Annotated in this window: 17 protein-coding genes, 1 tRNA gene and 1 pseudogene; 11 read left to right on the top strand and 8 right to left on the bottom strand. The window is 60.7% G+C overall.

The window, feature by feature from the left end; all coding sequences use genetic code 11:
* Nucleotides 1-276: 276 nt before the first annotated feature.
* From treS to NUV89_RS00845, 3 genes are all read right to left on the bottom strand, one after another.
* Nucleotides 277-2,343 (bottom strand): maltose alpha-D-glucosyltransferase, encoded by a 2,067-nt coding sequence (gene treS, locus NUV89_RS00855; RefSeq protein WP_257779937.1) that lies wholly within the window; start codon nt 2,341-2,343, stop codon nt 277-279.
* 367 nt (nt 2,344-2,710) lie between these two features.
* Entirely contained in the window at nt 2,711-3,694 is a 984-nt protein-coding gene (locus tag NUV89_RS00850; protein WP_017734272.1) for a GlxA family transcriptional regulator, read from the bottom strand.
* A gap of 491 nt (nt 3,695-4,185) precedes the next feature.
* Nucleotides 4,186-4,794, bottom strand: a complete 609-nt coding sequence (locus tag NUV89_RS00845; RefSeq protein ID WP_257779936.1) for a LysE family translocator — start codon at nt 4,792-4,794, stop codon at nt 4,186-4,188.
* A gap of 482 nt (nt 4,795-5,276) precedes the next feature.
* On the opposite strand from NUV89_RS00845, the gene NUV89_RS00840 reads away from it, so the two are divergent.
* Entirely contained in the window at nt 5,277-5,798 is a 522-nt protein-coding gene (locus NUV89_RS00840) for a phospholipase D family protein (RefSeq protein WP_257779986.1), read from the top strand.
* Between the two features lie 1,192 nt (nt 5,799-6,990).
* On the opposite strand, the gene NUV89_RS00835 is transcribed toward NUV89_RS00840, so the two are convergent.
* From NUV89_RS00835 to NUV89_RS00825, 3 genes are all read right to left on the bottom strand, one after another.
* Complete coding sequence (locus tag NUV89_RS00835; protein WP_257779935.1) at nt 6,991-7,158, bottom strand: hypothetical protein; 168 nt, start codon at nt 7,156-7,158, stop codon at nt 6,991-6,993.
* A gap of 41 nt (nt 7,159-7,199) precedes the next feature.
* Nucleotides 7,200-7,273, bottom strand: a tRNA-Cys gene (locus NUV89_RS00830).
* Between the two features lie 212 nt (nt 7,274-7,485).
* Nucleotides 7,486-9,780 carry an acylase gene (locus tag NUV89_RS00825; protein WP_257779934.1) on the bottom strand — a complete coding sequence of 765 codons (2,295 nt, stop codon included), beginning with the start codon at nt 9,778-9,780 and terminating at the stop codon, nt 7,486-7,488.
* A gap of 225 nt (nt 9,781-10,005) precedes the next feature.
* Between NUV89_RS00825 and NUV89_RS00820 the strand changes: the two genes are divergently transcribed.
* Complete coding sequence (locus NUV89_RS00820; RefSeq protein WP_207042928.1) at nt 10,006-10,386, top strand: fe2+ zn2+ uptake regulation protein; 381 nt, start codon at nt 10,006-10,008, stop codon at nt 10,384-10,386.
* 1 nt (nt 10,387) lies between these two features.
* On the opposite strand, the gene NUV89_RS00815 is transcribed toward NUV89_RS00820, so the two are convergent.
* Complete coding sequence (locus NUV89_RS00815) at nt 10,388-10,582, bottom strand: hypothetical protein (protein WP_257779933.1); 195 nt, start codon at nt 10,580-10,582, stop codon at nt 10,388-10,390.
* A gap of 319 nt (nt 10,583-10,901) precedes the next feature.
* On the opposite strand from NUV89_RS00815, the gene NUV89_RS00810 reads away from it, so the two are divergent.
* On the top strand, nt 10,902-14,462 hold the full coding sequence (locus tag NUV89_RS00810) for a membrane-targeted effector domain-containing toxin (RefSeq protein ID WP_257779932.1): 3,561 nt from the start codon (nt 10,902-10,904) through the stop codon (nt 14,460-14,462).
* 45 nt (nt 14,463-14,507) lie between these two features.
* On the opposite strand, the gene NUV89_RS00805 is transcribed toward NUV89_RS00810, so the two are convergent.
* On the bottom strand, nt 14,508-15,422 hold the full coding sequence (locus NUV89_RS00805) for a LysR family transcriptional regulator (protein ID WP_257779931.1): 915 nt from the start codon (nt 15,420-15,422) through the stop codon (nt 14,508-14,510).
* A 118-nt stretch (nt 15,423-15,540) separates the two neighbouring features.
* Between NUV89_RS00805 and NUV89_RS00800 the strand changes: the two genes are divergently transcribed.
* From NUV89_RS00800 to NUV89_RS00770, 8 genes and pseudogenes are all read left to right on the top strand, one after another.
* On the top strand, nt 15,541-16,536 hold the full coding sequence (locus NUV89_RS00800; protein ID WP_257779930.1) for an aldo/keto reductase: 996 nt from the start codon (nt 15,541-15,543) through the stop codon (nt 16,534-16,536).
* Between the two features lie 135 nt (nt 16,537-16,671).
* Nucleotides 16,672-17,805 (top strand): annotated as a pseudogene (locus tag NUV89_RS29870) (cache and HAMP domain-containing protein); the annotation flags it as partial.
* A gap of 15 nt (nt 17,806-17,820) precedes the next feature.
* A complete protein-coding gene (locus NUV89_RS29865; RefSeq protein WP_374684454.1) occupies nt 17,821-18,666 on the top strand; it encodes a methyl-accepting chemotaxis protein in 846 nt (281 codons plus the stop codon).
* Nucleotides 18,667-18,755: 89 nt separating this feature from the next.
* A complete protein-coding gene (locus NUV89_RS00790) occupies nt 18,756-19,214 on the top strand; it encodes an SRPBCC family protein (RefSeq protein ID WP_017735721.1) in 459 nt (152 codons plus the stop codon).
* A 97-nt stretch (nt 19,215-19,311) separates the two neighbouring features.
* Complete coding sequence (locus tag NUV89_RS00785; RefSeq protein ID WP_257779928.1) at nt 19,312-19,758, top strand: DUF411 domain-containing protein; 447 nt, start codon at nt 19,312-19,314, stop codon at nt 19,756-19,758.
* On the top strand, nt 19,755-20,198 hold the full coding sequence (locus tag NUV89_RS00780) for a YqaA family protein (RefSeq protein ID WP_257779927.1): 444 nt from the start codon (nt 19,755-19,757) through the stop codon (nt 20,196-20,198). Before NUV89_RS00785 ends, NUV89_RS00780 begins: the two co-directional genes overlap by 4 nt.
* Nucleotides 20,199-20,242: 44 nt before the next feature.
* Complete coding sequence (locus NUV89_RS00775; RefSeq protein ID WP_257779926.1) at nt 20,243-21,244, top strand: alpha/beta fold hydrolase; 1,002 nt, start codon at nt 20,243-20,245, stop codon at nt 21,242-21,244.
* Nucleotides 21,245-21,270: 26 nt separating this feature from the next.
* Nucleotides 21,271-22,224, top strand: coding sequence for a D-2-hydroxyacid dehydrogenase family protein (locus NUV89_RS00770; RefSeq protein WP_257779925.1), 954 nt, complete (start codon nt 21,271-21,273; stop codon nt 22,222-22,224).
* Nucleotides 22,225-22,320: the final 96 nt, after the last annotated feature.

The raw sequence follows: 22,320 nt of genomic DNA, 5'->3' as shown, positions 1-22,320 counted from the left end.
CAGCTCCCACATTTTGACCGTATTCACCGTGCAACCTGTGGGAGCTGTCGAGCCCTAGCGAGGCTGCGAAGGCAGCGGCATGGCTGGTACAGAGGGTGCCTGACACACCGCCTTCGCAGGCAAGCCAGCTCCCACATTTTGACCGTATTCACCGTGCAACCTGTGGGAGCTGTCGAGCCCTGGCGAGGCTGCGAAGGCAGCGGCATGGCTGGTAGAGAGGGTGCCTGACACACCGCCTTCGCAGGCAAGCCCGCTCCCACAGTTGACCGCGTTCAATCACAGCATCGGGGTGGTGCTGACGACCCGTAATGCCAAGCCTTCGTATGCATCCAGAGTGATAGTGAATTCCCCCTCCGCCGTCAGGTCGCCTTCGACCCGTTCATTGATAATGTCCACCACCGGCCCTGGCGCAATGTCGGGCAAATGCAGGGTTTCAGTAATCGCCGTCGCGCCAAAGTTCAGCGCGGTGATTTGTGTGCCCTTCCCCGCTGGCAGTTCGTGGACCAGGATCAGCAGCCCCGGGTTCTGCACATCCGGCACCAGGATCTGGCGGCTCGCCGCGATGTCGTAGGCACGGCGCACCGCGAGGATTTTTTGCAGTTGTGAGGCAAAGGACTGTGGGTCCAGCAGTTGGCTGTTCAGGCTGCCATACAGGCTTTGCGCGCGCGGCATCTGCCCGGCCGACAGTTCGGCCTCGGGGTTGAGGTCCACCAGGTCGTAGGCGCCGCGATGAATCCAGCGCGTGTCGCCATCGCCCATCAAATGCGCCACGTCATCCGCTGCCAAAGGCAGCGCGCCCACCAGGTCCCAGCCGGACAAGGCAAACACCCCCGGCTGCATGGCGTTGTACATCACCAGCAGCAGGTGGATCTGGCGGATCTGCTGGATATCCGCCGGCGTGATGGTCGCCAGGTCACGAATGCCCAATGCCGCCGTGATGATGCTGGCCGTGGTGCAGGCCACGCCATTGGTGACGAACTTGAGGTTATACGGCGCCTGCTCGCCGGCCAGGCGCTCGTACATCTGCTCGCGGATGTGCTCGCGCAGGCTGTTGCCGGGAAAGGTCTGGCCCTGGTACTGATAGCTGTCATGGGCGTGCAGGGTCCAGAAGTGCACCAACTCAAGGGTCAGCTCGTCGTGGTTTTGCAGGGCATGGATCAACGAACCGGGGTCGATGCCCAGGCTGTGCATCTGCCGCAGCATCAGGCGCAGGAATTCGGTGTCGCCCATCAGCAAGGCATGCTGGTAGGCCGGGCGCGTGATGAAGTCATAGGACAGGTCCGCGCCGCCGTGGGACATCGCAGCGATGTCGTCCACGGTCAGGTTCAACTCCTGGAAGCTGAAGCCGCCCGCCTTGCGAATCGCCCCGCCCAGCAGTTGGTTGCCGGTGATCGACAGCGGGTGGCTTTCCGACCAGGCCGTGCCGTCCAGCTTGCGTTCCACGCCGAGGAAGCCGTTGGCGTCCAGGCGCAGGATCTTCGCGCCCATCACATCGATGGCGTGCAGGGCGTCGCCGATTATCATCTGCTGCGCGGCGAAACTCGGGTCCAGCCAGTTCAATGACGGCTGGCCGGCCTTGAAGTAATGCAGGTACACCCAGCGGCGCGGCTTGCCGTCCACGCCGAGGACGACCGGCGTGGCGCTCCAGTCGGTTTCCTTGACGCCAGGCTCGAAGAAGATCACCCGCTGCAACTGGCCGACGATGTAGTGCTTGTCGCGCAGGGCATCGACCTGCAAAGGGCTGAGGTTGTGCGCGTCATCGCCCTCGGCGACGTCGGGCAGCAGCGGCCAGTCTTCTTCGCGGATCTCCACCATGTGGTACAGGCCGGGGTAGTCCTCGTAGGCCATCTCGGCCAGGCGGAAGTCCGCGCCCTTGCCGGTGTGGGACGGGATCACATCGTCGATGATTACCGCGTTGTGCGCAGCGGCCATGCGCGTCAACGCCTGCAACTGCGCCTCGGTGCCCAACTGCGGGTCGATGTCGAAGCTGATGCGGTCGAAATTGCCGTCGATGGTCGGCGTGTGCTGGGTGCCGCTCAGGCCACCGGACTTTTTCAGCGGGCCGTTGTGGATGCCCTGGATGCCGATCTTCGACAACGCCTGCCACAGGCTTTCATCGCCGAGGGCTTCCAGTACCGTACCGCCGTCACGGGTAACAATCGACGCCGGGTAGGCGGTGAACCATACCGACGACAATGCCGTCGCATCTCGCGGCCGGGTCTGCGCATAGGGTTGTTGCCACAGGCGCCCTTGCCCTGAATAAAGCCTGGCGCGCTGGCGTGCCGCGTGCAGCATCGACTGTTGCACCAGCCAGTTCACATGATCGTTGTCCGCCGCCGTCATAAGCCCGATACCTGTCGTGGAGAAACGTTGGGTGTAGACATATGAGGGGTGTGGGGGCGAATCGTTGCATTGGGTGGTGGGTCTGGGGTTTGGATGTTGTCTGGGCTGGCGCCATCGCAGGCAAGCCAGCTCCCACATTTTGACCGGTGTACACCTGCCACAGCCTGCAAACCCAATCCCTGTGGGAGCTGTCGAGCTTTAGCGAGGCTGCGAAGGCGGTGGGTCTGGCAACTGAGATGTCGCCTGTGCCGCCGTCTTCGCAGGCAAGCCAGCTCCCATATTTTGAACGGTGTACACCTGCACCAGCCTGCAAACCCGATCCCTGTGGGGCTTGCCTGCGATCGCGGTGGTACTGCCAACCACCCGACTACTTGACCAACCGCTTCTCCTTGGAAGGCCGATACCCAAAGTACGAGCTGTAGCACTTGCTGAAATGACTCGGCGACACAAACCCGCACGCCACCAGCACTTCCACCTGGGACAGTTCGGTGTGCTGTAACAGCCGTCGCGCTTCGGTCACGCGCAGTTCCATGTAGTAGCGTTGCGGCGTGGTGCCCAGTTGTTCCTTGAACAACCGCTCCAGCTGGCGCCGTGAGCGGCCGGCGTACACGGCCAACTGGTCCAGTTCCAGGGGTTCTTCGAGGTTGGCGTCCATCAGCTTGACCACTTCGCGCAACGGCGCGCTGACGCTGACGTTTTCCGTCGGCTTGATGCGCCGGTAGCGCGATTCTTCAAACGCGAGGATGTCTTCGATACCCTCCACCAGCGCTTTGCCGTGCAGGCTCTTGATCCAGTCCAGGGCCATATGAAACGCCCCGGAGGGGCTGGACGCCGTGAGCCGATCGCGATCGATCACAAAGGGTTCGCTGGTGACGTGGGCCGCCTTGGACACTTCCGCCAAGGCCGGGCGATGTTCCGGGTGGATCGCGCAGTGGTAACCCTGCAACAAACCGGCACGGCCGAGGAACCACGAGCCATTCCACAACCCCGCCAGGCCCACGCCTTGTTCGGCGGCAACCCGCAGGAGTTGCACGAAGTCGTCGCCGGCCTTGAGTTCGGTGCGAAAGCCCCCGCAAATCACCAGCAGCTCCAGTTCGTGCAACGCCGCGACGTCGAGGCGCGCGTCCGGGCGGATCACCAGGCCGAGGTCGCTGATGACTTCGCCGTCGTCCCAACCAAAGGTGCGCGTGGCGAACAGATCCGGGCGCAGCAGGTTGGCGGTGACCAGGGTGTCGAGGGTCTGGGTGAATGCAGGCAGGGAGAAGTGTTCGAGCAACACAAAGCCGACGCGGGTGACCGGCGACGGCTGTTGCGGGTTGTCATTCAGGTAGCGCAGGTTCTTGCCTTTCATGCCACCGCTGAACTGGCGTCTTTCCATCGAGGGGTTGCCCACTTTATTGTTGTTGGTGCAGTGGGCGCCATCTTAGAGGATTGGCGCACCAAATCGGCGAAATCGCGGCATCCGATGATCGAGGACGCACGCGGCCGATCAGCAATCGGCCTGCGCGCAGAAAGATTACAGGTAGGCGGCCCGTATACAACCCCATAAACACATCGTTTGTGGCTGAGCCTGCAAAAACCGCCCGCCCGCAAATGCCGGGACCAGGCCCGTGAAGGTGCATCTGATACGGTTTTTTCTTTAGCATCTGCCTCTGTATCGAAAACTGCCCCGGGCGGACAATACGCCCACTCCCGACACCCTTGTCGAGTGCACCAGGACACTTCCTGGCGCCCCCTTCCCTTCGGAGGCCTTATGACCAAGATGGCAATTTTCCTGTTCGGCTTTTTAGTGCTGACCATCGGCATCGGCCTGCTGGCGACCATTTCGCCGGTGTAACGCGGTCAGCTGGCAAACAACATCGGGTACAACGACAGCACCAGCAAGCCCGCCATTGACCCATTGAACACCCGCAACCAGCGCGGCTCGCGCAACACATTGCGCAGGCCGCTGCCACAGACCACCCAGACACACACACTGGGCAAGTTGACCACGGCAAACACCAAGGCGATCACCAGCACGTTGGTGACATACCCCTCGGCCGGCGTATAGGTGGTGATCGCCCCCAGCGCCATGATCCACGCCTTGGGGTTGACCCACTGAAAAGCCGCCGCGCCGAGGAAGGTCATTGGCTTACCGTGGGCATCACTGCTCTCGGACATGCCGGCGGACGTCGCAATCTTCCACGCCAGGTACAGCAGGTAAGCCGCGCCCACATAGCGCAACAGCGTGTAGGCCCACGGGAACACCTTGAACACCTCGCCCAGGCCCAGGCCGACCGCAATCACCAGCAGCATGAAACCGATGCTGATCCCCAGTGCATGGGGCATCGAGCGACGAAACCCGAAGTTCACCCCCGACGCCAGCAGCATGGTGTTATTGGGCCCCGGGGTGATCGAAGACACGAAAGCGAACAGCACAAAGGCTGAGAGCAAGCTGGTAGACATGAACATGGCGCAGCATCCAGACGGTGGTGACAGGCCTGTGACAGTAGAGGTTTAGCGGGCTGAACGCCCCGTACAGCTAGGGGTGGATCGGGTAATACACTTTCGCCGCACAAAAAAAAGGAGCAAACCGCAACGGCTTGCTCCCCGGATGCACTACTTAGCGCTGACCACCGCCTGGACCACCACCGTGGCCACCGCCCTGTCCGTGCCCACCACCACCACCACCACCACCACCTGGTGGTGGCATGAACATCCAGCAACCCGATAGGGTGGACAACAGCGCGACCACGACGGCCGCCTTGGTCAAGTCACTCAACTTCATGAAAACACTCTCTGCTTGGCAATATTTGTTTCGCGAGAGATAGGACAAGCGAAAGCCGACTGCGTCACGGCTATCGTGTAACGTGTTGGTAGGCTTTGTATTTTTAAACTTACAACGCGCTGCGAACCAAGCGTTTGCGCCAAGCGCTATCGGAGTTTGAAACATGATGATCGTTCGATGCGTCACCTTGGCGGCTCTGCTCGGCTTATCGCCCGTCTCTCTGGCTGAACCCGGCATTGCAGTGGGTTTCTCGCCGGAAGGTTCGGCGCGTACGTTGGTATTGGAGACCATCGGCAGCGCGCGGCACAGCATCCAGATGCTTGCCTACGCCTTTCAAGCGCCCGACATCACCCGGGCGTTGGTCGAGGCGCAAAAGCGTGGGGTGAAGGTACGCGTGGTCATCGACAAGAAACGCAACCTCGGCAAGGCCAGCACCACGGCCACGGACTTTGTCAGCCGCAATGGGGTGGAACTGCGTACCAGTGACCACTTTCACCTGCAGCACGACAAGGTGATTATTGTTGATGGCAGCACGGTGCAAACGGGGTCATTCAATTACGCGACGTCTGCGGAGACGGCGAATTCGGAGAATGTGCTGGTGATTAAGGGGGCGCCGGAGGTGGCGCGGCAATATGTTGAACATTGGCAGTCGCGATGGGAGCTTGGGGTGGGTTATATGGCGCGGTGAGGCGCTTTTTCAGGGGCAATCCCCCCAGTAGGCGTTGGTCTACGGGATTTCAAGAATCGAAAAAAGGGACAGATTTATTTTTCGCGAAAAGTTAATCCGTCCCCTTTTTATTCCGGGCAGTACTGACCCAGGTGGGCGACGGCTGGAGAGATCTGCATGGGTGAATTCCGGGTAATTAAAAACCTCGCCGGGGCGAGGTTTTTAATTAAATAAATCTGAAGACATTTGATTAAGAAACCTCAACCGTAACATCGCAATGGCCAGGCACGTCGATAATATGGACCTTATACCGTGTAGCCAATTGACTTTTAAGCATGGAAAAATCCTCTGGTGTTTCCATCCTGGCGCCTTCTACAAAGGTTAGTGCTTGTGCCTTCCTAGGCTGCTCCAATTGTGACTGAGCGGCAATCCGCCTCATTATAATTTCTTTAGGAATAAACATAACAGAGTCTCGCTGTATATGAATGACAGTACCATACTGCGCCGACGACCACTTTTGAACAACTGTGAGAAATGACAGGCATAAATATCAATCTCACATCAAAAAATCAAAAATAATTCAATACTGAAATAAGAGCTGACTATCCTAGCGAAAAAAGGGGACTGACGAAAAATAAATCTGTCCCTTTTTATGCGTTTTATGGGGCAGTACTGGCGCAGGTGGGCGACGATTGAGGAGATCTTCATGGGCGCATTCCGGGCAATAAAAAACCCCGCCGTGGCGAGGTTTTATTTTTTGATATCGCTCTATTTTTCTTGATAGGGTTTTTTAATAGCGCCATAATTTTCAACGCTACTGAGATCTTCCTCAATATGGAGTAGCTGATTGTACTTCGCAATTTTAACCTGTAGCTCAATGAATTCACCAACCGTGTTCACATCGTTTTTTTCATAAACAAAAGCATATCTTCTGCATCTTGAGCCCCAAAAAGGTGATACCTCGATAATACTGATTCAATAGTTATATCTGTACGAATGACCATGACTAGCTCCTTCAGTTAGCTGGATATGACGATTTGATGGCGCACGACCTTGAAAGTATAAAAACCTGTAAAAACCACCAGTCTTTAATACCACTTAATAATTAGCAGGACTCTTTTAATTAGGAATTCATCAATCCACCAACTTTTTACGCCAAAGCTGCCAGCGAGATTGAACTGGGACATGCCAGTCGGTTGCTTGGTCACTCCACTTAGGAGATGACCATGAAGGCATACCGCCGCGTTGGCGAGATCGTAAAGCCCACGAAATAACCCGCCCCCGCCACCAGGTGCTGTTCCACACCCTCGATGCGACCAAATACGTCGGGGGTGCGGAATGCCTCCCGAAAGTTGCGGAAGGGCTCATAAATCGCAGCCAATAAAAAACCCCGTAGACGTTAATCTACGGGGTTTTCAAGAGTGGAGGCCGAGGTCGGAATCGAACCGGCGTAGGTGGATTTGCAATCCACTGCATAACCATTTTGCTACTCGGCCTCAAACGATCAATGCCCTAACCACTGGCACTCACCGCATGCAAACTTGAGTGGGCTAATGAAGCCTGCCTCTACTCTAACTCATTGAATACATTGAAGTTTTTAATGCTTCGTTGCGTTCGATGGGCGCCATTATGTACGTATTTGCCAAAGCGTGCAACCCCTTGATTTCAAAAATATTTCGCAGCGCTTTCAAGGGGTTGCGCGTCTGCCCTACTCCTTGATCTGGAGCTGCTGGTATTGCGGGTCGGCCTTGATCTGGGCGTCGGTGAACGGCAGCGGGCTGAGTTTTTTCGCGGAGAAGGCTTGGGTCTGGTCCTTGGCGTGCTTGGAGGCTGGGTCGCTGGACAGGGAGAACGCCAGCACGCCTTGGGCCTGGGGGCCGTTGTCGTCGAAGGTGACGATTTGCAGGTAGCTGCTGCCGCTGACCACTTCGCGTTTGCCGTCGGCGCGCGGGACGGTTTGCATGGCGTTATAGATGCCCAGGGCCTGCGGGCCGCCGTGGATCGGGGTTTGGCCGCTGACCTGGATATCGCCCCAACGGCTTTTGGCGGTCAGGCCCAGCTTGGCCACATCGGCTGCGGACGCAAGCATCGCCTCACGCAGGGCCGTGGCGACAGGTTCACGGTCGATGGCCAGGCCGCGTGGCGTGGTCAGCGGTTGCGCCGGGTCGAATGCCACGCGCCAGGCGTCGGGAATCTGCTGCAGGTGCTCCATCAGGTTGATGAAGTGCACCAGGCCCAGGCCGCTGTCGAGGTTGGCGCGCTGGTCCCAGGTTTTCAGGCTGGTGCACAACGGTTGTAGCGCAGCCGCGTCGGCGCCCAGTTCTTTGGCGCAGAACGCCAGCAGGTCTGGCATGACCTGGCCTGCCAGGTACACCTCGTTGTCCATCACCATATGTTGCAGGTCGGTGACGCTGATTGGCTTGCTCTCCAGGGATTGCAGGCGCTGCACGGCGAAGCGTGCACGGGGGCCCAGGCCGATGTGGTCCTGGCTGATGACCGGTGAGAAACCGGTCAGCGGCGCCTTGGGGTTGGCCATCCACGCCGAGTCGTTGGAGTGCTGCACATAGTCGCTGCGTTCCAACTGCGGCAGCTGGTCGGCGGCGAAGATCCCCGCCTGGGCCGCGCGCGGGTCGATGTCCCAGGCGCAGGCGCTGTGGGCGCCGTCGAGTACGATCAGTTGCAGGCCGGCGCGCGGGTCGCTGCATTGCGCGAGCTTGGCCTGGCTGACGTTTGGCACCACCGACAGGTTCATGTACAGGCTCTGGCCCTGGTCGTCGGCGGCCAGGGTATTGACCCATGGGATGCCTTGCAGGGTATGCACCGAGGTTTGCAGCTCCTTGAGGCTGGCGGCGCGGTTCATTGCGTACCACTGCTGCAACACGCGGTCGTTGCCGAGGTTGGCGTCGCGCAGGCTGAAGGCGTAGTGGTTGTCCCAGTCCAGCTTGCCGGGCCATTGCACCACCGGGCCGAATTGGGAGCTGTAGAGTGTCTGGGACACAGCCTTGAGGCTGCCGTCGGGCTGTTTGGCCTGGACGGTCACCGTGGTCTTATCCAGCGGGAGGGATTTGCCGTCCAGCAGGTAGCGCATGGAATCCTTGGGATCCAGGGTCAGGCGATACAGGGTGAAATGCTTGGACGTATCGACCGTATGGGTCCAGGCCACATGTTGGTTGAAGCCAATGTTGATCACCGGCAAGCCCGGCAATGCGGCGCCCATCACGTCCAACTGGCCGGGAATGGTCAGGTGCATCTCATAAAAACGCATGCCACCGACCCACGGGAAATGCGGGTTGGCCAACAACATGCCACGGCCGTTGAATGAGCGGTCACGCCCTACCGCGACTGCGTTGCTGCCACGGTCCAGGGCAAAACGCTGTTGATTGGCCGCTGCCACTTCGAAGCGTTGGGCGCTGGCCTGTACGCCAGTGGTAACGCCAGGCGGCGTTGCCCCCGCCAGTGCTTCGGCGAATTGGCCCACACCGCCTTCGACGAGCAAGCGGCGGGTCAGCTTGACCACGTCTTGCGGCGTGATCGGCCGCACCCACGCTGCTTGGCACTGTGCCGGCGCGCCGTGTTCTTTCAGGTAGCGGTTGTAACCCGCCACATAGCCTTCAACGCGCTGCTGGATCTGCGGCGTTTGCGCGTTCCAGAAGGTGGCGACGGCCTGCGGCGTATTCAACCAGGTGAAAAACACGTCACTGGCCAGGTTGTTGCGCTCTTCCAGCGTGGCCTGCTCCGGGCCAAAGAAGCGTGAGCGTTCGCCACTCACCGTCACCACTTCGTTGGCCAGCAGGCACATATTGTCCTGGGCATACGCATAGCCGATGCCGTAGCCCAGGCCACGCTCATCGTTGGCGCGGATATGGGGCACGCCAAAGCCGGTACGCCGGATTTCCGCCGAAGCCGACGCCTGCGTCACCGACTCCCGTGCCGCTGCAGCCAGACTCAACCCCAGCAACACACCCGCCACACACACCCTGGACAACCCGTTGAAAATAATCACGCCGACTCCACCGTCAAATTGAACACCCTCGCAAGGGGTAGCTACCCCACCGTAAGGACGCAATTGACCGGGAACAATTTAGGCAGGCAAAGGCTTGATCGCCGTGACAAAACCGATACTGACGAAATTTACACATCTAAAACTTCATGATTTCGGCTGCTCGTTCGTCTTATTAACTAAGAGCGCTCATTTTCCTGATCAGGCTCTGATAAGGAGTTTTATTGCATGTACAACTCGCAACTGCCCACGGATGGACATTCACCCGCCGCCGAGGCCACGTTTGGCAACGGTGGCCACGCCTTTGGCAAGGCGCCGGAACAGCAAGGCAACCAACGGATTCGCCATTTGCTCAAGTACTTTGGCTTGCGCACCAGCCTGATCCGCCTGAAAGTCATCGACGCCCTGCTCACGGCTGCCGACAACCAGCGCACCCTCGGCGTACGCGGCGTGCACAGCCATTTGCTGGAGCTGGGCATTCCGTTGTCGTTTCTCAGCGTGCGTGAGGTGCTCAAGCGCCTGTGCAGCGAGGGCGTAATCACCCTCAATGCCGACAAGAGCTACAGCCTCCATGCAGAGGCTGCCAAGGTCCTCGAAGGCCGCGCCTGACTCAGAAGTTGGGCTTGACCTTGCGACGCATGATGCCGTTGATCACCACCACGATCACGGCCACCGCAATCGCGATGTACTGGAAGGTTTTCTCGCTGATGGCCCCGATGTTCTGCAGGTAGGACAGGCCAAACATCGTCGCCAGCACAGCCAGGGCAATCAGAATCGAATATTTCAAACGTTGCTTTTGGGTCATGACAGTTCCTGAATCTTGAGAATGTAGCCACTGTGTATCGCCAAACAGGCCACGCGCATGCCCATTGGCGGGGATGAGCCGGGTTCGGCAAGGTCTCATGTTACAGACGATGACGCGCTTTGGCTTGCCTGAAGCCTGAATGCCCCCCTGGTCGCTGACGACTTGTCACCCTGGCCCCGGTAATCTCACATCGGGATACCGACTTTTTTCTCACGCTTCATGGGGGAACCACTGACACTGATTCCAGCACCCAAACTGAGCGCACAACGCTCCAGCGTTGTTTTTCCTACGCGCCAGGTGCACTTCAGTGAGATGAACAATGACAATGCCTCTCAGCCACCAAGCCCCCCTTCCCCACACCCCTGCGCCGCCGCTTCTGAGCGAAGCGCTGCAAAAAAACACGGCGCCTACACCCACCTCAGATACGTCGGAACCCGATGCCCGTCAGGCGCTGAAAACCGCCCTGGCCGACCATCGCGACCTGCAAAGCTTGGCAACAGCGCTCGCGACCACCGTTGCGGTTTTGCCCGAAAACGCAGAACCCTCCGCCGTGAGCAAGGCCCTGCAAGACAATCGAATGCCCGTCGACGCTACCTCGTCATTTCAGCGTGACCCGACGTTTGTGCAACAGACCGCCAGTCTTGAAGCGTTCATCAAGGACCGGGATTTCACCCTGCCACTGACCGTCGCCGACCTGAAAGAACTGGCCGAGACCGTAGCCGAGGACGCTATCAGCCACCCGCTGGGGAATTTCGCCGGGGCCTTGTCATGGCCAGTGCCCCTGAGCGTTGACAACCAACGCGAGGTCTTCAATGTGGTGGCGTGCAACAGCGCCAGCCTGGAAGGCCTGCCCCTGCAAAATGCCCAGTGGGGCGCGCTGGACTACCTGGTCGGCGCGCTCAAGCTGTCGGCCGCCGACTTGCAGGACCCGATCAACGCCCTGGAAAAACTCCTCGACTCGCCCCAGGCGCAGGCGCTGGGGGCGGCGATCCAGCACAAGGTCAAGGGCATCGCCACCCCCAGCAGCATCAACGATTACGTGTTGACGGCGATCCACCTGGGGCTCGATCCCGACGCCATTGAGCAACCTATGCGCAACCGTGTCGCCGGGTTTGATCTGGCCAGCGATGCCTTCTGGGGCAAGCCGCCCTCCGAAGTGGTCAGCGCCTTGGCGAAACATCTGATTGCCCGTGGCACCACGTCCAGGGAGACCGCCGAACTGGCCGCCCACCTGCTGCTGGCGCGGGTTGCGCCGCAGTTTCTGCTCAAAGACATCCCCGCCGGAGTCAATGTCGGGACCTCGGCGTGGGCGAATCTGTGTCTTGCAGTCGCCAGGGTCGAAGCCGAGGCGCCGGGCAAGGCCGCAATGATGAGTTTTGCGCAGGTCATGCAGCTGGCAGACAGCAAACCGCCGGCCAGCGGCTCGGCACAAAAAGGTGTCCTGATCGACTGGGCCATCGCCAATCAGGTGCTGGACAAACGCGCCGATGGGCTTTACCCCGACCCGCAGATCGAGACGGCACGTAACGCGTTCAACAAACAGCAAGGCGCGTTGAAAGCGGCGTCGGAGCTACTCGAAGAACCCCTGCCGAATCGCAAGGCCATGGCCTTGGCCTTGTTGCAAAAGCACTTCGGTGATGGCGTTGATTTCGAGCACAAAGGCTTACGCATCAACTATGGGCCTGAGACCAAAGGCAATCGCTTCAGCGACCCTTACTCGATGCTGGACATCACCATGCAAGGGCTGAAACTCGACGAAGACTGGCAAGTGATGCCAGGCAGCAACGTCGACCTCAAAACATTCACTGCGCTGACCCGCAGCGCTGAGTTCAATGTGCCGCGCGCATTCGACGAGGCATTCACCCAGGTCACGCGACATTACAAAGACATCAAGCAAAATCTGGTGATGAACGCCATCACCCATTTGCCTGCCGAAGACAGAAAGCGACTCAACTACGGTGAGCTTACGTTCTTCAAGGAAAACACTTACAAGAAGTCCGCCTTTCCGTTCGTTCCGGACAGCCTGTTCCATTCGAGCAAGACGATCCTGGTGCAAGCCGAGTACGAAGGAAAGAAATACGCCTATGCCTTCGACACCGTGCGAGGCACTGCCCGTGAAGTGGCAACTCGTCCGACGGACCGTCAGCCCCAGGATGCCCCGAACGAAATCATCAAGTTCGACGAGTTTTCTCCCGACGACGACAGCCACGCGCTCAAGGAGAACAGAACGATTTATCGTCGGCCCAACGTGTTCGACAACCCACGCATCCAGCAAGTGGCCGCAACCGTGGTCAAAGGGCTGGACATCGATGGCGCCGCCGTCAAACGCCTGGCCGCTGGCAGAACGCCGGCGGAACAGCGGGCGGACACGCTGGCGTCAGTGGGCGAGTTTTTGCTCAACCTGATCCCCCTCCGCTCGGCCATCGTCAACTGGCGTGATGGCAAGTATAAAGACGCCGCAACGGACCTGGCGCTGGACATCTTTGGTCTGGTAACCGCAGGCGTGGGTGCTGCAGCTAAAGTCGTAAAAGCCGTCGGCAAGGCCGGTTCCTCCCTCGCCAAAGTGGCACACGGCAGCCGGATCATCGGCGCGGCAGCGATTGGCGCATTCAACCCCCTGGACGGTGCCGGCGACCTGCTGGTGGGCGCAGGCAAACTCGCGATCAAAGGTTCCAGTGCACTCGGCGCGTCCGTGCAAAAACTACGGGGAATCGCCACGGCCAGTGACCTGGCCGAAGCCAGCAAACGCTTTGACTCGGCGGCGACAGGGACTTTCAAAGTGGGTAACAACAGTGTCGAAAGCAGTGCGGTCATGCGCGATGGCCATTGGTACGCGTACGACGCCCATTCCCAAGCGCCCTACGGCACGCCCATCGCCGACTTCAACCCGGAACATACGCTGAGGCCGCCGTCGCCCCCGCAGGGGCCGGCAAAGGTTCAGCACAACCACCGCGCGCATCCCTATGCGAGGCCCGGTCAACCGTTGCGCCAAACCCACACAAACACAAGCACTGCGGCGAATGTGGTCAAAACCGATCACCTGGACACTATCCACGGCGAATACGTCAATCACATCAAGGGCGCGCCCACCGAAGCCCACTTCACCCCCAGCCGGAAAAAGGCGACAAAAGAGCGGTTCGAGCAAGACATGAATGCGTTCTATCAAAAGATGGACCCGATGAACCCGACCAATCGCCCGAATCTACCGAATCTGGGGCCCTACGATCCCGTGCCCACGGTGATCGAAAAAGCCCTGGACAGTGCGGATGTGGTGATCTTTGGCGAAAACCATCGCAGCCTGGCCTCGTTTCGCACGCTGTACGACAACGTCGATGTGCTCAAGCGCAAAAACGTCAAGGTCATCGGCATTGAAGGCATGGTCTATGACAACAATAAACGGCTCAAGGACGACGGAATGGGCTGGACGGGCAACGGTAATCGACCGACTGCCGCTGATATGGACCTGGAAAAACTCCTGCGCAAACTCAAGGACAACGGTATTGAGGCCGTGCCACTCGACCATTGGTATTTGACCCGTCATCGGCACGACCGCGCCGCGTATACCGGGCAAAACCAGGCGCAGCGCAACCTAGAACGGCTCAAGGAGTTCAACTACTACGCCACACGCGAACTCGAGCAGCATAAACACAAGGGCAAGGTGATCGCCTTGGTCGGTAGCCAGCACACCAATAGCACGCAAGGTGTCACCGGGCTGGCCGAATCAACCGGAGGGATCGGTATCGGCATCTTCGAACGGGCAGGATTGCGCGTGCCCTATGGCACAAAATCCATGGACCCCAAGCCAGGGCCCATGGATACCGTGACCGGCCACAATGATCTGACCGGCGACCTGCAGATATTTACCCGCGAAGACCCGTAGCCCTCGCTTCACGCCGCCGCTCAAGCCAAACGTTGCACTCTTGCATTACCGCTTCAACCCCAGGCCTGGACACGCGCATAACTCCACCAGCCAGTCCACAAACAACCGCACCCGCAGGGACAACTGGCGATGCGGTGGATACAACGCCGTCAGCGCCATGGATGGCACCGCCAGGTGCGGCAGCACCTGCACCAGCGTGCCCTCGGCCAATGGCCGCATGGCGTGGTAATACGGCGCCTGGATCAAACCGTACCCCGCCGCACACGCCGCGAAGTAGCCATCGGCACTGTTGACCGCGACCCGCTTGGGCAGGTTGATCGCACGCCGTTCTGTGCCCAGTTGGAATTCCAGGCCAAAACGTTTGCCGCTGGCACTGGAGATGTACTCGACCATCTGGTGCCGCGCCAGCAATTCGTCAAGGGACGCGGGCATGCCCAGGCGTTCAATGTAACCGGGGCTGGCCAGGGTCACCTGCTCCATCATTGCCAGGGGCCGCGCCACCAGCGACTCATCCAGCGCCGGGCCACCGCGCAACACGCAGTCCACGCCCTCGCGGATCAAATCCACCGGGCGGTCATTAAGGCCGATTTCCAACTCGATCTGCGGGTAACGCGCGGTAAATTGGGGCAACGCCGGTATCACGATGCAGCGCCCGATACCCGCCGGCATGTCCACACTCAACGTGCCACGCGGGTTCTGGCGGCTGGTGGAGAAGACCGCCTCGGTTTCCTCAAGGTCTGACAGTAAACGCACGCAGCGCTGGTAATACGCGGCGCCATCCAACGTAGGGCTGACCTGGCGCGTGGTGCGCTGCAACAACTGCACGCCCAGGTGCGCTTCCAACTGCTTTATCAGGATCGTCACCGAGGCACGGGGCAGTTGCAGGCTGTCGGCGGCCTTGGCGAAGCCGCCCAACTCGACGATCCGGGTAAACACGCGCATCGCATTAAAACGGTCCAAAGGCAGCCTCACCCGTCGATTATTTAGAAATTACGAATAGTGATAGCGCTTTTAGCCGGTTTATCCGGGTTTTGTCGAGGGTAACAATAGCGTCCTACCCCACACAGGAGCTGCCCCCATGCACACCCGTCAACTCGGCAAAAACGGCCCCCATGTCTGCGCCATCGGCCTCGGCTGCATGGGCATGACCGATTTCTACACCACCGGCACCAACACCCAGGAGGCCATCGCGACCTTGCACCGCGCCCTGGAACTGGGGGTCAACTTCCTCGACACCGCCGACATCTACGGCCCCCACACCAACGAAAGCCTGATCGGCCAGGCCATCGCCGGCAAGCGCGACCAGGTGTTCCTGGCGAGCAAGTTCGGCATTGTCCGCGACCCGGCCAACCCGGCGCTGCGCGGCGTCAACGGCCGCCCGGAATACATCCGCGCGGCCATCGACGGCACCTTGCGCCGTCTTGGCGTGGACACCCTCGACCTCTACTACCAACACCGCATCGACCCCGAAGTGGCCATCGAAGAAACCGTCGGCGCCATGGCCGAACTGGTCACCCAGGGCAAGGTGCGTTACCTGGGCCTCAGTGAAGCCTCTGCGGCCACCCTGGAGCGGGCGCACAAGGTCCATCCCATCAGCGCGCTGCAAAGCGAATATTCGCTGTGGAGCCGCGACCAGGAAGACAACGGCTGCCTCGCCGCGTGCCAGCGCCTGGGCGTCGCCTTTGTGCCGTACAGCCCGCTGGGGCGCGGCTTCCTCACCGGCGCATTGAACAGCCCGGAGGATTTCGCGGCAGACGATTACCGCCGCTTCAGCCCGCGCTTCCAGGGCGAGAACTTTGCGAAAAACCTGCTGTTGGTGAACCAGGTGCAGGCGCTGGCGGCCGACAAAGGCGTATCCGCCGGGCAACTGGCGCTGGCGTGGGTGTTGGCCCAGGGCGACTTCATCATCCCGATCCCCGGCACCAAGCAGCGCAAATACCTGGAAGAAAACGTGAAGGCGCTGTCGATCACCCTGGCGCCTGGCGAACTGGCCGCGCTGGAAGCGATCTTCCCCGCGCAGGCAACCGCTGGCCCGCGTTACCCCGAAGCGGTCATGGCGATGCTGAACCTATAAGAAACGAGGCGCCGGTAAACGGCGCCTCGACTTTCTTGTACGAACGTACCTAAAGCTCCTGACACCCAAGCCGATAGCCCTACGAAGCTCCAACAAAGCCGCGTGAATAATAAACGCTTCGTAAGGACGACCCCCATGCCTGCACTGCGCTCCATCCAAGCCCGCTACACCCTGTTTCTGGTGCTGTTCGTCCTGGTGTTATTTGTCTTGACCGTCGTCGGCATCGGCCAGTTGGTCGCGCCCAAGTTGCAGCACACCGAAGAACAGGTAGTGCTCAACCGCGTCAGCGAAGTGGCCGAACAGATCCAGGGCGAACTGAACAAGGTTCAGGCCCAGCAACGCACCATCACCCAAACCATTCCCCTGCTCGACAGCGATGCCATCGACAAGGTCCTGCCGGGCCTGGTGGATCAGTATGGCGAGCTGAAAGTCTTCGGCGGCGGCATCTGGCCGTTGCCCAACCAGCGCACCCCGGGGCGCAACAAACACAGCACGTTCTGGCACCGCGATGCCTCGGGCAAACTGGCGGTCAACACCTTCTGGAACAGCGACCCCGCGCCGAACTACTACGACCAGAGCTGGTACAAAGGCGGCCTCGCCTCGCCGCGCGGCCAATGCGCCTGGGCTGCCGCGTATAAAGACGACGCCAGCCAGGAGCCGCGCACCAACTGCGCCATGGCCATCCAGCGCGACGGCGCCGCCTATGGCGTGGCGACCATCGACGTGACCCTGGGGTTCTTCAACGACCTGGTGGCCAGCAAGGAAAAAGACATCGGCGGGCAAATGCTCATCGTCGAAGCCGACGGCAAGATCATCAGCAACAGCTCGCGCATCAGCGGCCCGGTGGTGTTGAAGAACATCAGCGAACTGACCGGCACCTCGGCCTTTGCCGCCCAGGTCAGCAAAGCCCTGGCCCAGCGCAACCAGGGGTTGCAGCGCAGCGAGTTCGACAACGGCGGCGTCGCCAGCACCTTCTATATGCGCCCGATCGAAGGCACGCCGTGGTTCCTCGCTACCGCCCTGCCCACGTCGTTGATTACCGCCCAGCGCAATGACGTGCTGGGCAGCCTGGCCCTGCTGCAAATTCCCATGGTGTTGTTGCTGGTGCTGTTGCAGGTCTACGCGATCCGCCAACTGGTGCAGCGCATGAAGTCGCTGAAGAGCAATATCGACGCGCTGTCGGCCGGCGATGCCGACCTGACACGGCGCATCACCATCCGCGCCGAGGACGAACTGGGGGCCATCGGCCATTCGGTGAACCGGTTTATCGTCTACCTGCAAAACATGATCGGCGAAGTGACCCAGGCCACCGCCGCTATGTCGTCGGGCCTTGCGCAGTTGCAACAGACCTCGGCGCAGACCAACCAGATCCTGGTACGCCACGCTTCTGAGACCGACCAGACCGTCACCGCCATCACCGAAATGAGTTCCACCGCCGACACCGTCGCGCAGAACGCCGCCGAAACCGCGGCCTTTACCCAGCGCGCCAACGAGCACGCCGACCGTTCCCGCGTGGTCGTGGGCGAAGCGTCCAACAGCGTCAGCGCCTTGATCGGTGAAGTGTCCAGCGCCACCCACAGTGTGGAAAACATGCGCCAGGACGCCGCGCGCATCACCGAAACCCTCGGCGTGATCGGCGCGATTGCCGGCCAGACCAACCTGCTGGCACTCAACGCCGCCATCGAAGCGGCGCGGGCCGGCGAACAAGGTCGCGGCTTTGCGGTGGTCGCGGACGAAGTGCGCGCCCTGGCGGCACGCACCCAGGCCAGCACCTCGCAGATCAACGAGATGCTCGCGCGCTTGACCACGGGGGTGAGCACCTCGGTGGCGGCCATGGAAAATACCCAGGCCAGCTGCCAGTCGGCGGCCGATGCGACGGCCCGGGTCAACAGCGGCCTGGATGAGATGGCCGGCTCGGTCAGCCATATCCACAACCTCAGCACGCAGATCGCCACGGCGGCCGAGCAACAAAGCGCGGTCACCGAGGAGATCAACCGCAGCATGGTGCACATCCGCCATATGGTCGAAGAACTGGTGCAAGGCGGGCACGCCACTGAAACCAATACCCAAAGCCTGCTGGACGCCAATGGCCGGGTGATTGCCCTGATGAGTCGCTTCAAAGTCCGTTGATCTATTGCTCGCGTGCTCCCGTGCAAAGCGCGGGAGTCGGACTATTCTGACAGTTCCCAGTGCTAAGAACGCCACACAGGAGGTGTGCAATGCGCGCTGTCGAGCAGTCGGTCCGCTTGGAGCGGATCAGTCAAGAACGCTTTATCCAGGCCCCCATCGAGGCCGTCTACGACTACGTCACCCAGCCCGATCGCTGGCACGAATGGCACCCCACCTCCCTCAGTGCCGACACCGGCACCCTCGGTTCCCTCCCCGTCGGCGCGCGCTTTACCGAGTACATCGACCTGCTGGGCGTGCGCGTGCCCATGAGCTACCGCGTGCAGATCGCCCGGCGCCCCAGCGAATTCAAGACCGTGTTCACCTCCCTGGCCGTTGACGGCTCGATTCATTACTTCTTGCAGCCCCACCGCGACGGCACGCTGTTCAAGCGTGTGCTGATCTACGAAACCGAATTGCAACTGGCCACCTTGCAGGAGCGCATGCTCGAACTGTCGGCGATTGCCCTGGACCAGCTCAAGCATCGGCTGGAAAACCCACCCTTTGTATAATTTAGAAACATTACCGCCACCGCTCCCCCCTGTGGGAGCTGGCTTGCCTGCGATGACGTCGGCATGATCGCCCCGTCCATCACCGTGTGAGCCCATCATGAAAACCCCATTGCGCTTGGCCCTGCTGTCCGCCCTGTTCACCTCCACCCTGGCCCAGGCCGCCGACCTGATCCCCATCGACGTGCACCGCGACGCCAATTGCGGTTGCTGCAAAAAATGGATCAGCCACCTGGAAAGCAACGGCTTCAAGGTCAATGACCATGTCGAAGCCGACATGAGTGCGGTCAAGCAACGCCTCGGCGTCGCCCCGCGCCTGGGTTCGTGCCATACCGCCGTGATCGACGGCAAGTTTGTCGAAGGCCACGTGCCCGCCGAGCAGGTGCTGGCCTTGCGCAAGCGTACTGATCTGTTGGGCCTCGCCGCCCCGGGCATGCCGATGGGTTCGCCCGGCATGGAAGTGGACGGCCGCAGCGAGGCTTATCAAGTCATCGGCCTGACCCGTGACGGCAAAGATGTGGTGGTGGCTGAATACCCGGCGCAATGATCGCCGGCTACCTCGGACTGTTCCTCGCGGCGTTTGGCGCCGCGACCTTGCTGCCGTTGCAATCGGAAGCCGTGCTGGTGGGCCTTTTGCTCAGCGGGCACTACAGCCTGTGGCTGTTGCTGGCGGTTGCCACAATGGGCAACGTGCTCGGCTCGGTGGTGAACTGGTGGTTGGGGCGCTGGGTCGAGCACTTCAAGGGGCGGCGCTGGTTTCCAGTCAACGACCGGCAACTGGACAAGGCGCGCCGGCATTACCAGCGTTGGGGGCATTGGACGTTGCTGCTCAGTTGGCTGCCGGTCATTGGTGATCCGCTGACCTTGGTTGCCGGGGTGATGCGCGAACCGTTGTGGCGCTTTCTGTTACTGGTGACCGTGGCCAAAAGCCTGCGCTACGCCGTGCTCGCCGCCGTGACGCTGCACTGGGTGTTAATCCCCACTTAATCGCCTCCAAAGAGCATCCGGGCAACCTTTCCGGAGCCTTGCCAATGCCTTCTTTACGCGCTTTTTGCATCGCCGCCCTACTGACTGCGGGCACCACCCCGGTGTTCGCCGCAACCTACGGCCCCGAGCTGCAAGGCTTTCAATACCCTTACCCGGTGGAGCATTTCACCTTCCAATCCCAAGGCAAGAACCTGCAAATGGGCTACATGGACGTCCCCGCCAAGGGCCGCGCCAACGGTCGCAGCGTGGTGCTGATGCATGGCAAGAACTTCTGCGGCGCCACCTGGGAAAACTCGATCAACACCCTGAGCGCTGCGGGTTATCGGGTCATTGCGCCGGACCAGATCGGTTTCTGCACCTCCAGCAAACCCGAGCATTACCAATACAGCTTCCAGCAACTGGCGCTCAACACCCACCAACTGCTGGAAACGCTCGGCATTCAAAAGGCCACGATCATCGGCCACTCCACCGGCGGCATGCTCGCCACCCGCTATGCCCTGCTCTACCCCGAGCAAACCGAGCAACTTGGGCTGGTCAATCCCATCGGCCTGGAAGACTGGAAAGCCCTGGGCGTGCCCTACCGCAGCGTTGACCAGTGGTACGAACGGGAGCTCAAGCTCAGCGCCGACGGTATCCGCAAATACGAACTGAATACCTATTACGTCGGCCGCTGGAAACCCGAATACGAGCGCTGGGTGGACATGCTCGCCGGCCTCAACAGCGGCCCCGGCCATGCCCAGGTCGCATGGAATTCGGCGCTGATCTACGACATGATCTTCACCCAGCCGGTGGTCTACGAGTTCAAGGACTTGCAGATGCCGACCCTGCTGCTGATCGGTACGGCCGATACCACCGCCATCGGCAGCGATATTGCACCGCCGGCGGTCAAGGCCCGGCTGGGTCACTATGATGTACTCGGCAAACACGTCGCCAAGCTGATCCCCCACGCAACCCTGGTGGAATTCCAGGGCCTGGGCCATGCGCCGCAGATGGAAGAACCGGCCCGCTTCGACGCAGCGTTGTTGCAGGGCCTGAATGCCCTTTAATCCACTCTTTTTCGAGGTACTGGTGAATGTCGCTACAGATCGCAGTCATTGATGATTGGCAGCAAGTGGCCAGTAGCGTGGTGGATTGGTCAGTGCTCGAAAGCGTCGGCCAGGTGCACTTCCTGCACGACTACCCGGCGGATCGCGCGACGATGATCGAGCGCTTGCAGGGTTTCGACGTGATTTGCCTGATGCGCGAACGCTCCACCTTCGACCAGGCCCTGCTGCAAGGCTTGCCCCAGCTCAAGCTGCTGGTGACCGGCGGCATGCGCAACGCCGCCATCGACATTCCCGCCGCCACGGCCCTGGGCATCCAGGTGTGCGGCACCGATAGCTATAAACACGCGGCACCGGAATTGACCTGGGCGCTGATAATGGCCAGCACCCGCAACCTGCTGGCCGAAGCCCATTCGCTGCGCACGGGCGGCTGGCAGATCGGCCTGGGCGGCGACCTGCATGGCAAGACCCTGGGGATTCTCGGCCTGGGCAGCATCGGCCAGAAAGTCGCGCAATTTGCCCAGGTATTCGGCATGCGCGTGATTGCCTGGAGCGAGAACCTCACGCCCGAGCGCGCGGCGCAAGCCGGGGTCACCTGGGTCAGCAAACAACAGCTGTTCGAACAGGCAGACATCCTCACCGTGCACCTGGTACTCAGCGACCGCAGCCGAGGCCTGGTGGATGCGCAGGCGCTGGGCTGGATGAAACCGGGCGCGCGCCTGGTGAACACCGCACGCGGACCGATCGTCGATGAACAGGCGCTGGTCCAGGCCCTGGAAAGTGGCCAACTGGCCGGCGCCGCGCTGGACGTGTTCGGCGACGAACCGCTGCCGCTGGATCACCCGTTCCGCCGCTTGCCCAACGTGCTGGCCACGCCCCATGTGGGCTACGTGAGCGAACAGAATTACCGGCAGTTCTATGGGCAGATGATCGAAGACATCCACGCCTGGGCCAACGGCGCGCCCATTCGCGTGCTGGGCTAACGCACCACTCTGGAACACGCGCACCGTTGTGGCGAGGGAGCTTGCTCCCGCTGGGCTGCGCAGCGGCCCCAAAAATCTTGGGAGCGCTGCGCACTC

The organism is Pseudomonas sp. 18.1.10, from assembly GCF_024655625.1.
Classification (GTDB): domain Bacteria; phylum Pseudomonadota; class Gammaproteobacteria; order Pseudomonadales; family Pseudomonadaceae; genus Aquipseudomonas.
Note: the sequence above shows the minus strand (reverse complement) of the source record. Positions and strands in the feature narration are given on the sequence as shown.

Coding starts and splice junctions, on each gene's coding strand:
- NUV89_RS00785 (WP_257779928.1), top strand. CDS start 19,312: ATGAAAACCCCATTGCGCTTGGCCCTGCTGTCCGCCCTGTTCACCTCC.
- NUV89_RS00780 (WP_257779927.1), top strand. CDS start 19,755: ATGATCGCCGGCTACCTCGGACTGTTCCTCGCGGCGTTTGGCGCCGCG.
- NUV89_RS00820 (WP_207042928.1), top strand. CDS start 10,006: ATGTACAACTCGCAACTGCCCACGGATGGACATTCACCCGCCGCCGAG.
- NUV89_RS00810 (WP_257779932.1), top strand. CDS start 10,902: ATGACAATGCCTCTCAGCCACCAAGCCCCCCTTCCCCACACCCCTGCG.
- NUV89_RS00845 (WP_257779936.1), bottom strand. CDS start 4,794: ATGTTCATGTCTACCAGCTTGCTCTCAGCCTTTGTGCTGTTCGCTTTC.
- NUV89_RS00850 (WP_017734272.1), bottom strand. CDS start 3,694: ATGAAAGGCAAGAACCTGCGCTACCTGAATGACAACCCGCAACAGCCG.
- NUV89_RS00800 (WP_257779930.1), top strand. CDS start 15,541: ATGCACACCCGTCAACTCGGCAAAAACGGCCCCCATGTCTGCGCCATC.
- NUV89_RS00770 (WP_257779925.1), top strand. CDS start 21,271: ATGTCGCTACAGATCGCAGTCATTGATGATTGGCAGCAAGTGGCCAGT.
- NUV89_RS29865 (WP_374684454.1), top strand. CDS start 17,821: ATGATCGGCGAAGTGACCCAGGCCACCGCCGCTATGTCGTCGGGCCTT.
- NUV89_RS00775 (WP_257779926.1), top strand. CDS start 20,243: ATGCCTTCTTTACGCGCTTTTTGCATCGCCGCCCTACTGACTGCGGGC.
- treS (WP_257779937.1), bottom strand. CDS start 2,343: ATGACGGCGGCGGACAACGATCATGTGAACTGGCTGGTGCAACAGTCG.
- NUV89_RS00790 (WP_017735721.1), top strand. CDS start 18,756: ATGCGCGCTGTCGAGCAGTCGGTCCGCTTGGAGCGGATCAGTCAAGAA.
- NUV89_RS00815 (WP_257779933.1), bottom strand. CDS start 10,582: ATGACCCAAAAGCAACGTTTGAAATATTCGATTCTGATTGCCCTGGCT.
- NUV89_RS00840 (WP_257779986.1), top strand. CDS start 5,277: ATGATCGTTCGATGCGTCACCTTGGCGGCTCTGCTCGGCTTATCGCCC.